Genomic DNA, 12,921 nt, shown 5'->3' on the forward strand with positions numbered 1-12,921 from the left:
AGGCTCCACTTATGGATCAATTCGTTATTCAAGGTGGTACCTCACTGGCAGGTGAAGTTACTATCTCTGGCGCTAAAAATGCCGCTCTTCCAATTCTTTTTGCTGCGCTTTTAGGGCAGGGTAAAAGTACTTTTAGCAATGTGCCTCGTTTACGCGATATTGGTACCACAGAGGCTTTATTAAAGACCTTAGGTGCTAATGTTGAATGGCAACAAGATACGCTGGTTATCGACGGTGCAACCGTTAATAAAACACTCGCTCCGTATGAGTTAGTAAAGCAAATGCGTGCATCAGTGCTTGCACTTGGCCCGCTTGTGGCACGTTTTGGTGAAGCACAAGTATCGCTGCCTGGCGGCTGTGCGATAGGTGCACGTCCTGTTGATATCCATATCCAAGGCCTTGAGCGTATGGGGGCGGTTATCAAAGTAGAAAACGGCTACATTAACGCCAAAGTAGACGGTCGTTTGAAAGGTGCTGAAATTTTCATGGAAATGGTAAGTGTAGGGGCCACAGAAAATTTATTGATGGCAGCGACACTGGCTGATGGCAAAACGGTGCTTGAGAATGCAGCACGTGAGCCTGAAATCACGGACCTTGCTAACTGTTTAATTGCCATGGGGGCAAAGATAACCGGAGCCGGTACGAGCCGAATTGAAGTTGAAGGTGTCGAATCACTGTCAGGCTGCGAGTACAGTATTTTACCTGACCGTATCGAAACGGGCACTTTTTTGGTTGCTGCTGCGATGGCCGGTGGTGAAGTGCTTTGTAAAAACACCGATCACCATAGCCTTGACCCTGTTATTGAGAAACTGCGTGCGACAAATGCATTCGTAGAAGTAACCGATAACAGTATTTACTTAGATATGCGTGGCCGTGAATTAAAAGCGGTGAATATTAAGACCATGCCACATCCTGGCTTCCCAACAGACATGCAAGCACAATTTACCGCGCTTAATGTTGTGGCGAAGGGCAGTGCAACAATTACCGAAACGATATTTGAAAATCGTTTTATGCATGTCCCTGAGTTACAGCGTATGGGAGCCAATATCCGCTTAGAGGGCAACACGGCGATTTGTGGTGATACCGAAAGGTTATCGGGTGCACAAGTGATGGCAACGGATTTACGTGCGTCAGCCAGTCTTATACTGACGGGGATTGTGGCACAAGGTGAAACAATCGTTGATAGAATCTATCACGTTGACCGTGGTTATCAACGCATAGAAGATAAGCTCAGTGCATTGGGTGCTAATATTAAGCGTCGTTCGAGTTAAGAGCAGCACTGCTTGTTTAAAAAAGGCCTATATTATATAGGCCTTTTTTATTGCTATAACTTGGTTTCGAGTTCTGCGACGGTGACCATTATTTTTAGAATCTTGCCATCACGGTACAGCTCAAATTCAATTTCTTTACCCGGCTCTGTATTGCCTATTTTCTCAAGCACTTGCTGTGGGTTTGCAACCGATAATCCGGCAATTTTAATGACAATATCTTGCTCTTTTATACCCGCTTGCCATGCAGGACCAAGGGGATCTAGGTTATTTATACGCATACCCGTTACTGGAGTGTAGCTGTCGCTTACATCTTTTCCGGTGCTGTCCACAGCGGTTCCAGTAAAGCCTAGATAACCACGGACGACACGGCCATGTTTAATTAGCTTTTCCATAATATCTTTTGCAAGAGAGTAGGGAACAGCAAAGAAGATACCTTGAATATCTAAGTTTTCACGGGTTTTAAATTGCGCTGATGTGATACCCACAAGGTCGCCTCGTGAGTTAACTAATGCTCCCCCTGAGTTCCCCACATTTATGGCCGCATCCATTTGTAATAGGTTATTGTAGGGGCTGTCGGTGATTTTTTGTTTGCCGGTAGCGCTAATAATCCCTTGGGTAATTGTTTGACCTAAATTGAGTGGGTTACCAATTGCGAGCACAACATCGCCTACTCGGGGCTTGAAGTTATCGTTGACGGGGATCACAGGTAAATGATCAGAATTTATTTTTAGGAGGGCTAAATCAGTTATGGTATCAAAACCAATTAGTTGAACGTCGTAAAAGCGACGGCCATCGGTTAAGATCACAATAATTTGGTCCGCATTATTGATTACATGGTAATTGGTTAATATGTAGCCATCTTGCGACATGATCACGCCAGATCCTAACTCTTGAATCGTGTTTTGACGTTTGTATCGCGGTTGGTTTGAAATGCTCTCAGAAAAGATGGTCACCACCGAAGGAGCGGCTCTTTGCACAGCGCTAGAAAAGCTCATATGCTCAGACGACATCGCGGCTGGTAAGTTTACATTAGGAAAAAGTGCGCTGCGTAAACTGGGGCTAAATAACACCACCAAAAAAGCAATCCCTAATCCGGTAAAAAGTGGTGGAAGAATAAATTTAAATAGTTTTAGCACAATATTCTTATTATCAGTGAGCAATCCCCTAATGATGGCACAAAAAAAATAACAGCGGCAAGCACCGCTGTTATTTTTTCATGATTTATCAATTAAGTTTACTGGATCAGAACAAAAACAAGCTCTCTGCCGCGTTTCACACCGAGTACGATGTTACCTTGCGTGTTTTCGATAATTTTATTCATGTCACGAATATTCTCAACACGTTGGCGGTTCACTTGCATGATCACATCACCTTCTTCTAAGCCCACACGTGCGGCAGGTGAGCGTGCTTCTACTGAGGCAACTTCAACACCTTTCCCATCGCTCTTTTGCGTGTTTTCAAGCGTTGCGCCTTGGAATGCAGGGTGTGTTTCTTCACCTGCTGAAACAGAAGTCGCGGCGCCATCAAGTGTGACATTTACTATTTTCACTTTGCCATCACGATAGATACCGAGCTTCACTTTTTTGCCTTCACCTAGGGTCGCAATTTTACTGCGTAGTTCGTGGAAGCCACTGATCTCAGTACCATCAACACTAATAATAACATCTCCGGCTTTTATGCCCGCTTTACTCGCTGCGGTGTCATCCATTACCTGCATGACATAGGCACCTTGCTTAACATCAAGCTTTTGCGCTTTTGCAAGCCCTGCATCCAACGGACGGCCTGAAATACCGAGTGAGCCGCGGCGTACTTCACCGTGTTCAATAATTTGATCAACAAGGTTTTTCATCATTGTTGATGGAATGGCAAAGCCAATTCCCACGTTACCGCCAGAGGCACCTAAAATTGCGGTGTTAATACCGATTAACTCGCCGTTTAGATTAACAAGCGCGCCTCCCGAGTTACCTTGGTTAATCGCAGCATCGGTTTGGATGAAATCTTCATAGCCCTCTATATTTAGACCACTGCGGCCAAGGGCACTTACGATCCCAGAGGTTACAGTGTGGCTTAAACCAAACGGGTTACCAATCGCGACAGCAAAATCACCGACGCGAAGCTTATCTGAATCTGCAATTTTTAAAGCGGTTAAATCCTCAGCATCGATTTGTAACAAGGCAATATCAGACTCTTTGTCACTGCCAATTTTTGTTGCTTCATACTCACGGCCATCTTCAAGCGTGACCACCATTTTTTCGGCATCTTCAACAACGTGATTATTGGTCACTACATAACCTTCATCGGCATCGATAATCACACCAGAACCAAGACCACTAAATTGACGCTTTTGACTGCCCCCACGCGGCACACCAAAAAAGTCATCGAAAGGGGTTGCTCTACGGCGGACTTCTTTAGACCCTGATACTTGAATACTCACGACGCCTGGGGTGATCTGTTCAAGCATTGGTGCGAGCGTTGGCAGTTGTTGACCATTGACAGCCACCGGAAGTTTGGCCATTGAAATTGCAGGGGTTAACAATAAGCTAGTAGATAAAATAGCAGCACTAATAACAGATAATTTCATTTTCATAGTCTGGGTTTACTCCACTTCAGAGATAAAGCAAAAACTAAAAAGGGCTGCATAAGCAGCCCTTTTCTTCGTTTAGATATAAAGCTGTTATATCTAAAGACTATGGGGTCAAAAAAAAGTTCATCAAGAGGCTTTAGAATGTTCTGAAACTTTATTTGAACCAGCAAATAGACCTGTTTCACCTACTACATAGTCGGCAGGCTGCGCTTCTGCGTTTGAGCGATCGCTTTGGCGGTCTTGTAATGAATGTTGTAATTGCTCCGTGGTTTCTTTTGAAAAAAACGGCTCATTAGGGTGCTGCTTTTTATCTGTTAGGAGTAACTTATTTGTTTCTTCAACATGATTGAGCAATTGATCGTAGTTGTCTTTCATTTTTGAAACCAGTTTGCCAGTGCTGGCAAGGTGATCGGCAACGTCTTGACGATATTGTTCAAGTGCATTGTTGGCTTGTTCTACTTGATGCTCTAGCTCGTCTTGTTTAAATTGCTTTTTGGTTACAAATGCACCAATAAAGAATGCTGCGATTGCAACGATGATTAAAATACCTACCCAGGTAATTGTGCCCATAAATCCACCCCTTTGGGAAAAATAACTAAAACTTATGCCTTAAAAGCATTTATAGTCCAATCTTTATTAAAATATGCTTAATTTGATTGTGAAATCATACTGCGGGCTAATATACCCTGAGATACGATGCGTGTTAATATACTGTGCAAATTTAACTGTGTTTTATTGTAACGACCTATGACTCCTTGGCAGAAATACCAACAAGATTTACAACGTGAAGACTTCGTACATGATGCAGCGCAAGAAAATGCGGTTCGTCATTTGCAAAGACTCTATGATGACTTAACTGCTGACAAGCCAGCCGCCAAGGGATGGTTTGCCAAGCTCTTTTCTAAAGATAGCACGCCAGCTATAAAAGGGCTTTATTTTTGGGGCGGTGTTGGTAGAGGTAAGACCTATTTGGTTGATACATTTTACGAAGCACTGCCTACTGAGCGTAAAATGCGTGTGCACTTTCACCGGTTTATGCACCGTGTACATGATGAGCTTAAAAAGTTAAAAAACACCAGTAATCCACTGAACGTCGTTGCTGATATCTTTAAGTCGGAGACAGATATTATTTGTTTCGATGAGTTTTTTGTACAAGATATCACGGATGCAATGTTGCTAGGCGGCCTGATGGAAGCCTTGTTCGAGCGCGGTATTGTGCTTGTGGCAACGTCGAATATTGTTCCAGATGAGCTATATAGAAATGGCTTGCAGCGTGCGCGATTCTTACCAGCAATTGAATTAGTAAAAGCAAATACTGAAATAGTAAATGTTGATTCAGGGGTTGATTACCGTTTACGGACCTTAGAGCAGGCCGAAATTTTTCATAGTCCGCTCGATGCGCAAGCAGACGCAAACTTATTTGAATACTTTGATAAGCTTTCACCTGAGCCCGGCATTTTAGATACCGCTATTGAAATAGAAGGGCGCATGATAAAAACCCGTAAAGTGTCTGATTGTATCGTGATGTTTGATTTTAGCGAGTTGTGTGAAACAGCCCGTAGTCAGGTCGACTATATGGAGATCAGCCGTTTATACAACACCGTCATACTCTCGAATGTAAAAGCATTAGGACAAGCAAATGACGATGCCGCACGTCGTTTTATTGCATTGGTTGATGAGTTTTACGAGCGCAATGTGACGCTTATTATTTCTGCAGAAAAACCGATCACTGAACTTTACAGTGAAGGTAACTTAAATTTTGAATTTAAGCGCTGTATTAGCCGATTACAAGAAATGCAGTCGCTCGAATATTTAGCGCGAGAGCATTTAGCATAGTCATTGTTGAGTTGTTTATTGTGAGTTTTCAGAAATTAGCCACTTGAGATGACGCTTTCTTTACAAGTTGATAAAAAAGCCATTGCTCACATTAAGTGCGTAAATATTCATTCTGATTTCTTAGAATAAAAAACAACCATCATCTAGCAATGTGGTTTAAGTGCTGGTATACTCCCGCGTCTGCCACGTTGCGTTCTATTGCCAGATATTAGTTTAGCCTCTAATTGATGGCGCAAAGTCTTAAACTCGAAGGGGTTAAAGCATTCAACTTAGAGCGGTAATTAAAAATAATTACCTGTGGTTTTAAATTAAAAAACATTGGATTTTAATAAATGAAAACGTTTGTTGCTAAGCCAGAAACAGTAAAACGTGACTGGTACGTAGTTGACGCTGAAGGTAAAACTTTAGGTCGCATCGCTACTGAAATCGCTCGTCGCCTACGCGGTAAGCATAAAGCTGAGTACACTCCTCACGTAGATACTGGTGATTACATCATCGTTATCAACGCAGAGAAAGTTACTGTTACTGGTAATAAAGCAAAAGACAAAATGTACCACTCACATACTGGTTTCCCAGGTGGTCTTAAGTCTACTACTTTCGACAAGCTTCAAGCTGCAAAGCCTGAAATGATCATCGAAAAAGCTGTTAAAGGCATGTTGCCACGTGGTCCTTTAGGCCGCGCTATGTACCGTAAACTTAAAGTTTACGCGGGTACTGAGCACAACCATGCTGCACAACAGCCTCAGGTTCTAGACATTTAAGGAGCACTATCATGGCAAATCAATACTACGGTACAGGTCGTCGTAAAAGTTCAAGTGCTCGCGTATTCTTACGCCCAGGCACTGGTAACATCGTAATTAACAAGCGCTCTCTAGAAGAGTACTTCGGTCGTGAAACTGCTCGCATGGTTGTTCGTCAAGCATTAGAGCACGTTGAAATGACTGAAAAGTTTGACTTACACATCACTGTTTCAGGTGGTGGTACTACTGGTCAAGCTGGTGCTATCCGTCACGGTATCACTCGTGCACTTATGGAGTTTGACGAGTCATTACGTCCTACACTTCGTAAAGCAGGCTTCGTTACTCGTGATGCGCGTAAAGTTGAACGTAAGAAAGTGGGTCTTAAGAAAGCTCGTAAGCGTCCACAATTCTCAAAACGTTAATATTTACGTTTATCAGAATTTCAAAAACCCAGCTTCGGCTGGGTTTTTTGTTTTTAGCTATTTCTTCTAGAAATTAGAAATTAGATCACACACATAAAAAGCGTGTTTGAGGTTAAAGTGATTTATTTTGTTCTAACCACTAACCACTAACCACTAACCACTAACCACTAACCACTAAAATTACTTTTAACTCCTCGATTTTACGATTACTGATGTGAATAGGGATCAAACAGAGAAAGTTGTAACCTGCGTATGGTCCGTTTTTTTCGTTCGATATTTAACCGGTCTTGGCAATTCCTTCGTATTACATTAAAAAAACTTCACGATTTCGCAAAATAAGCTCAAATCCATCAGTTAATTGATGAATTTTTTTGCTACAATTGGGGGGCAAGTAATGTGAGTGAGTTCAACAACAGCTAATGCAGATTTCTGTTTCCTCTTAGTGAGGTTGATCTTGGTCAGTATATTGTTTTTTATATGCGTTATCATAACCAACGGCTTCATACTCGAGCTTACCCAAATTAATAATTCATTAAATGGGGTTTATTCGAGCATGGGACTGTGAATAACCTTGTTTTAATCAAGGGTTTTAATTATGATCGCGTCTATTTTAAAATTTCTAAAAATTAACCTGCTGTAACTGATGTTCTCAATATGGCAAGTGTTGGGAATCATAGTGGAGATAAGTGGATGAGCAATGCGCCTGTAGACAATGGCCGACGTCGCTTTTTAACCATAGCTACCTCTGTTGTTGGTGGTGTTGGTGCGGCTGGGGCTGCTGTTCCTTTTATTGCGTCTTGGAATCCAAGTGAGCGAGCTAAATCTGCGGGTGCGCCTGTAGAAGTAGATATCAGCAAGCTTGAGCCAGGACAATTAATTCGTGTTGAGTGGCGAGGAAAACCTGTTTGGGTTATCAATCGTACACCAAAAATGCTTGAGCAGATGAAAGCTCACGAAGGTCAACTTCGTGATCCAGCGTCTGAAGAGCCTCAACAACCTGAATCATCAACGAACGAATACCGTTCGCAACGTCCAGAAATTTTCGTTGCTGTTGGTATTTGTACGCACTTAGGTTGTTCACCAAGCTTCTTACAAGGTGGCTTTGGTGAGAAAGTTGAAGGCACAGATGATGGTTTCTTCTGTCCGTGTCACGGTTCTAAATTTGATATGGCGGGTCGTGTATTCCAATCTGTACCTGCACCATTGAATCTAGAGATTCCTCCGTATACCTTCCTTGATGACACGACTATTTTAGTCGGTGAAGAAAAAGGAGCGGCGTAATGTTTGGTAAAATTATTGGTTGGATCGACGATCGTATTCCAATGACTCGTGTTTGGAACATGCACATTGCACAGTATCCAGCACCTAAAAACTTTAACTTCTGGTACTTCTTTGGCTCATTAGCTATGTTAGTGCTTGTTAACCAGATCGTAACAGGCATTTGGTTAACAATGAACTTTGTACCATCAGCTGAAGGTGCATTCGCATCAGTAGAATACATCATGCGTGATGTTGAATACGGTTGGTTACTTCGTTACCTACACTCGACAGGTGCATCAGCGTTCTTTATCGTTGTTTATCTGCACATGTTCCGTGGCATGATCTACGGTTCTTACCAAAAACCACGTGAGTTACTGTGGTTGTTCGGTATGTTCATCTTCTTAGCGCTAATGGCTGAAGCTTTCATGGGTTACTTACTACCTTGGGGACAAATGTCGTTCTGGGGTGCGCAGGTAATCATTTCACTGTTCGGTGCGATTCCGGTTATTGGTGATGATTTAACGCTTTGGATCCGTGGTGACTACGTAATTTCGGGTGCGACGCTTAACCGCTTCTTTGCACTACACGTAATCGCGCTTCCTTTAGTTATCGTTATCTTAGTGTTCTTACACATTGTTGCGTTACACGAAGTGGGTTCAAACAACCCAGACGGTGTTGAAATTAAGCGTAAGAAAGGCTCTGTGGCTGAAGAAGATAAGCCTAAATTTAAATTCCACGAGTATTACACCAACAAGAAAGACATTGTTGATGCAATTCCGTTCCACCCTTACTACACAGTTAAAGATATTGTGGGTGTGGTTGGTTTCTTAATCTTATTCTGTTGGGTTGTATTCTTTATGCCTGCGATGAATGGTTTCTTCTTAGAAGCGCCAAACTTCGAAGCAGCGAACCCACTGAAAACACCTGAGCACATTTTCCCTGTTTGGTACTTCACGCCATTCTATGCGATTCTGCGCGCTATCCCAGATAAACTAATTGGTGTTATCGCGATGGGTGCATCTATCGTAGTGCTTGCGTTACTACCTTGGATTGACCGTGGTTCGGTTCGTTCTATTCGTTATCGTTGTGGCTTACACAAGTTAAACATTGCTCAATTCGTGGTAACGTTTGTTATCTTAGGTTGGGTTGGTGCAACACCACAAACTGATTTCAAAACGTTGTTATCGCAAATCACGACTGTGACATACTTTATGTTCTTCGTATTGTTATTTGTTTACAGCAAGAACGAGAAAACTAAGCCATTACCAACGAGGTTGACGAAATGATGAAAAAGCTAATTATCGGTTTATTCGCATTGTTGCCAACGTTGACGATGGCAGCAGGTCCTTCGGTTCCTTTAATGGACGCGAACATTGACCTAAAAGACAATGCGTCTTTGCAACGTGGTGCTAAATTGTTCATGAACTACTGTCTTGGTTGTCACCAAATGCAGTATCAACGTTATGAGCGTACGTTCCGCGATATCGGTATTCCTACTGAGATTGGTCAAGAGCAACTTATTTTTGACGGTTCAAAAGTAGGTAGCCACATCAAGAATGCAATTGCGAAAGATGACGCAGCTAAATGGTTTGGCGCAGCGCCACCGGACTTAACGCTTGTAGCGCGAGTTCGTGGTACTGACTGGATCTATACGTATCTGAAGTCATTTTATAAAGATGAATCTCGCCCGTTTGGTGTAAACAACATTGTTTTCCCATCGGTAGGTATGCCGCACGTTCTTCAAGAACTACAAGGTTTACCGACACCTATCACTGAAGAAGTCGAGGAACATGGTCACACAGTGACTAAGGTTGTTGGCACTGAAACAGATGGTACAGGTGAAATGAGTGACGACGAGTACGATCGTGCTGCTCGTGACTTAACTAACTTCTTAGCTTACGTAGGCGAACCGTCACGTTTAGAGTCAGAAGCGTTAGGTCTTAAGGTAATTGGTTTCTTAGTGATTCTATTTATCTTGGCATTCATGCTGAAGAAAGAATACTGGAGAGATGTTCACTAATTCTGGACGTTTTGAAAGGTAATTTTGTGATAGGGGCTTAAGCCCCTATTGCTGTTTTTGTAATATAATGGAGGTAGGCATGGCCGTAGCTGCCAATAAGCGCCCTGTAATGACCCTGTTTTCTGGTGCTAACTGTATGTATAGCCATCAAGTACGCATTGTACTTGCTGAAAAAGGTGTAAGTGTTGACATTCACCTGGCTGAAAAGGATAACCTGCCAGAAGCACTTCATGAAATTAACCCTTACGGTACAGTACCCACACTGATCGATCGTGAGCTTGGTTTATATCAGGCAAACATCATCATGGAATACCTTGATGAACGTTTTCCTCATCCTCCACTAATGCCTGTTTATCCGGTTATGCGTGGCCGTAGTCGCTTAATGATGCACCGTATTGATACTGATTGGTACAGCTTAGCGAATAAAATCACAAGCGGTAGCAGTGAAGCAGCACAAGCACGTAAAGAGCTAACTGAAGCATTACTTGCAATTGCACCAATCTTCTCTGAAGCGCCTTATTTCATGAGCGAAGAATTCAGCTTAGTTGATTGTTATTTAGCACCGCTATTATGGCGTTTACCTGAACTGGGCATTGAGCTTTCAGGTTCGGGAGCTAAAGAACTTAAAGAATACATGCTGCGTTTATTTGAGCGTGAATCTTTCCAAGCTTCATTGACTGAAGCAGAACGTGAGATCCGTTTATAATGACGCCAAATCGTCCTTATTTACTACGCGCTTTCTTTGATTGGATTGTTGATAATCAGTGTACACCGCACCTTGTTGTGAACGCTGATTTTCCTGCTGTACAAGTACCAACGCAATTTGTTCAAGACGGTCAAATTGTCTTAAACATTAGCCCATCGGCAGTTACAAACTTTGCTATGGATAACCAACAGCTAAGCTTTAATGCGCGCTTTGGTGGTCAACCAATGCAGGTGTATGTGCCTATGGGAGCTGTGCTCGCAATTTATGCACGTGAGAATGGTGAAGGGACTGTATTTACTGCAGAAGAATTCATCGAGGACGAAGAAGAGTTTGCTCCGGTATTAGAAAGTGTTGAAACGCCTGACGATATTTCGCCAGATGATGAGCCACCTGCTAAGCCTGAGAAAAAGAAGGGTGCTCACTTACGAGTGATCAAGTAGCCTTTTCAAATGCTCAAAAAAAACCCGCTTAAATGCGGGTTTTTTATTAATGAATATTGAGTGATTAACTATAAATACTCAAACACCTTAATGACACGCTCTACACCTGAGATGTTACGGGCAACATCAACCGCTAAATTAGCCTCCGTATCGCTCACTAAGCCCATTAAAAATACCTCGCCATTCTCTGTGACAACTTTAATGTTATTGGCACTGATGTTCTCTGCGGTAATAAGCTGCGTTTTAACTTTTGAGGTTAACCACGAATCGTGAGTTTGCGTACTCATGCCTATATTTGAGCTGATGCGAATTTGATTATGAATTTTACGAATACCGTCAACACCTTCGATTGCTCGTTGCGCTTCGTCTTTCATTTCTTGGTTGGCGACTTGGCCTATCATCAACACAATGCCATTAACGCTCACAACATTCACATTCGCGTATTTATGTATGCGCTCGTTTTCACTCAGTGCGATAGAGCTTTTTATTTCGATATTATTATCGTCAATTTGCGAGCCAATAGTACGACGGTCATTGGCCGCAGTGACAGCACCTGCGGTACCAGCAACAACTGCAGCTGCACAGCCTTGCAGCAATAAAATGGTACCAAGTACAATAAGAGACTGTTTAAACATTAATTTTCTTCCTGTGGGAATAAGGTTAAATCGATAAGCTCGCTCAGGCAGTGCAAGTTCACTAAATGAGATTCAACAATGCGGCTAGGGCGTTTTGATGGCACGCGGATTTCAACATCGTTAGGGCCAAGCAAGCCAACTAATTCACCCCCATCGTCACCTACTAACACAATCACTTTCATATCGCGAGTTAACGCCGCTTCTACGGCAGAAATTATTTGCTTTTCATTACCATTGACGGCGATAGCTAGCAGTAAGTCACCTTGTTGTGCGAAAGCACGGATTTGCCTTGCAAAGGTTTCGTGATCATCAATATTGTTGTTGGGACCTAAGTTAACTTGCTCCTGTGCCAAGGCTACTGCAGGTAGACACGGACGCTCAGTTTCGTAAAAGTTAATTAATAAACCAGCCATATGTTGTGCAAGCATATGGCAACTCGCGGTACCACAGCATAACAATTTATTACCATTGATAAGGCTTTGTGCAATGGTAAATGCCGCTGATTCAAGGGCGCTTGGGAGCACCTCGCCAGCCGCAATTTGAACTTGAATATTCTCGGTGAAAATCTTTTTTATTGTATCTTGCATAACCTACCAATTAAGCCGACGCCAAGCGGCGTTAGTACACATTTTTAAACCAGTTTATTTCGCTATTTAGTTCACCTGTTATGGCAACATAATCAATTCGCATAGCCTGATTTGATAATTTTTTTTCAGCAAGGTAATGGGCGATCGTTCGTCTAAGCCGTTGCTGTTTTTGCTTACTGAGCGCGTAATTTGCACCACCGCGAAGTTTGTTTTTTCTAAATTTCACTTCAACAAACACCAAGGTTTGCCCTTCGCGCATAATGAGATCAAGCTCACCATATTGGCATAAATAATTACGCCCAATGGCTGTTAGGCCATATTGCTTTAAATACTGCTCAGCCTGTTGTTCATAGTACAGGCCTTTTTCGCGGCTATTGTGCCACAATTGTTTAAACCACGACATGCTTTCATCCTTGTGCT

Annotated in this window: 15 protein-coding genes; 9 read left to right on the forward strand and 6 right to left on the reverse strand. The window is 42.6% G+C overall.

The features are described from left to right. The first annotated feature begins 11 nt into the window (after window positions 1-11). On the forward strand, window positions 12-1,271 hold the full coding sequence (gene murA / locus H3302_RS02160; protein ID WP_036971287.1) for a UDP-N-acetylglucosamine 1-carboxyvinyltransferase: 1,260 nt from the start codon (window positions 12-14) through the stop codon (window positions 1,269-1,271). Between the two features lie 53 nt (window positions 1,272-1,324). On the opposite strand, the gene H3302_RS02165 is transcribed toward murA, so the two are convergent. The 3 genes from H3302_RS02165 to H3302_RS02175 form a co-directional block, all read right to left on the reverse strand. Continuing rightward, window positions 1,325-2,407 carry a trypsin-like peptidase domain-containing protein gene (locus H3302_RS02165; RefSeq protein WP_036971284.1) on the reverse strand — a complete coding sequence of 361 codons (1,083 nt, stop codon included), beginning with the start codon at window positions 2,405-2,407 and terminating at the stop codon, window positions 1,325-1,327. A gap of 98 nt (window positions 2,408-2,505) precedes the next feature. Next, on the reverse strand, window positions 2,506-3,858 hold the full coding sequence (locus tag H3302_RS02170) for a Do family serine endopeptidase (protein ID WP_074989677.1): 1,353 nt from the start codon (window positions 3,856-3,858) through the stop codon (window positions 2,506-2,508). 123 nt (window positions 3,859-3,981) lie between these two features. Next, window positions 3,982-4,425 (reverse strand): YhcB family protein, encoded by a 444-nt coding sequence (locus H3302_RS02175; RefSeq protein ID WP_036971279.1) that lies wholly within the window; start codon window positions 4,423-4,425, stop codon window positions 3,982-3,984. A gap of 177 nt (window positions 4,426-4,602) precedes the next feature. On the opposite strand from H3302_RS02175, the gene zapE reads away from it, so the two are divergent. The 8 genes from zapE (at window position 4,603) to H3302_RS02215 (ending at window position 11,279) form a co-directional block, all read left to right on the forward strand. Beyond that, window positions 4,603-5,691, forward strand: a complete 1,089-nt coding sequence (gene zapE / locus H3302_RS02180) for a cell division protein ZapE (protein ID WP_036971276.1) — start codon at window positions 4,603-4,605, stop codon at window positions 5,689-5,691. A gap of 332 nt (window positions 5,692-6,023) precedes the next feature. Further along, window positions 6,024-6,452, forward strand: coding sequence for a 50S ribosomal protein L13 (gene rplM, locus H3302_RS02185; protein ID WP_036971273.1), 429 nt, complete (start codon window positions 6,024-6,026; stop codon window positions 6,450-6,452). An 8-nt stretch (window positions 6,453-6,460) separates the two neighbouring features. Beyond that, a complete protein-coding gene (gene rpsI, locus H3302_RS02190) occupies window positions 6,461-6,853 on the forward strand; it encodes a 30S ribosomal protein S9 (RefSeq protein WP_095209788.1) in 393 nt (130 codons plus the stop codon). A 690-nt stretch (window positions 6,854-7,543) separates the two neighbouring features. Continuing rightward, complete coding sequence (gene petA, locus H3302_RS02195) at window positions 7,544-8,134, forward strand: ubiquinol-cytochrome c reductase iron-sulfur subunit (protein WP_036971266.1); 591 nt, start codon at window positions 7,544-7,546, stop codon at window positions 8,132-8,134. Beyond that, window positions 8,134-9,399 carry a cytochrome b N-terminal domain-containing protein gene (locus H3302_RS02200; RefSeq protein WP_036971263.1) on the forward strand — a complete coding sequence of 422 codons (1,266 nt, stop codon included), beginning with the start codon at window positions 8,134-8,136 and terminating at the stop codon, window positions 9,397-9,399. The genes petA and H3302_RS02200 overlap by 1 nt, the downstream gene beginning before the upstream one ends. After that, on the forward strand, window positions 9,396-10,133 hold the full coding sequence (locus tag H3302_RS02205) for a cytochrome c1 (protein ID WP_036971260.1): 738 nt from the start codon (window positions 9,396-9,398) through the stop codon (window positions 10,131-10,133). Before H3302_RS02200 ends, H3302_RS02205 begins: the two co-directional genes overlap by 4 nt. Before the next feature lie 79 nt (window positions 10,134-10,212). Then, window positions 10,213-10,839: a stringent starvation protein SspA gene (sspA, locus tag H3302_RS02210; protein WP_036971257.1), complete on the forward strand. Its 627-nt coding sequence runs from the start codon at window positions 10,213-10,215 to the stop codon at window positions 10,837-10,839. After that, complete coding sequence (locus tag H3302_RS02215) at window positions 10,839-11,279, forward strand: ClpXP protease specificity-enhancing factor (protein ID WP_036971255.1); 441 nt, start codon at window positions 10,839-10,841, stop codon at window positions 11,277-11,279. Before sspA ends, H3302_RS02215 begins: the two co-directional genes overlap by 1 nt. Window positions 11,280-11,347: 68 nt before the next feature. Here the strand turns inward: H3302_RS02215 and dolP are convergent, their stop codons facing one another. Genes dolP through H3302_RS02230 form a run of 3 tightly spaced genes read right to left on the reverse strand, consistent with a single transcriptional unit; the run spans window position 11,348 to window position 12,904 of the window. Continuing rightward, on the reverse strand, window positions 11,348-11,914 hold the full coding sequence (dolP, locus tag H3302_RS02220; protein WP_036971254.1) for a division/outer membrane stress-associated lipid-binding lipoprotein: 567 nt from the start codon (window positions 11,912-11,914) through the stop codon (window positions 11,348-11,350). Then, entirely contained in the window at window positions 11,914-12,501 is a 588-nt protein-coding gene (locus H3302_RS02225) for an SIS domain-containing protein (protein ID WP_036971252.1), read from the reverse strand. Before H3302_RS02225 ends, dolP begins: the two co-directional genes overlap by 1 nt. A gap of 31 nt (window positions 12,502-12,532) precedes the next feature. Further along, window positions 12,533-12,904 carry a YraN family protein gene (locus tag H3302_RS02230; RefSeq protein WP_036971250.1) on the reverse strand — a complete coding sequence of 124 codons (372 nt, stop codon included), beginning with the start codon at window positions 12,902-12,904 and terminating at the stop codon, window positions 12,533-12,535. Between the last annotated feature and the right edge of the window lie 17 nt (window positions 12,905-12,921).

Origin of the sequence: Pseudoalteromonas sp. MT33b (assembly GCF_014117385.1) — a bacterium.
Taxonomy (GTDB): Bacteria; Pseudomonadota; Gammaproteobacteria; order Enterobacterales; family Alteromonadaceae; genus Pseudoalteromonas; species Pseudoalteromonas lipolytica.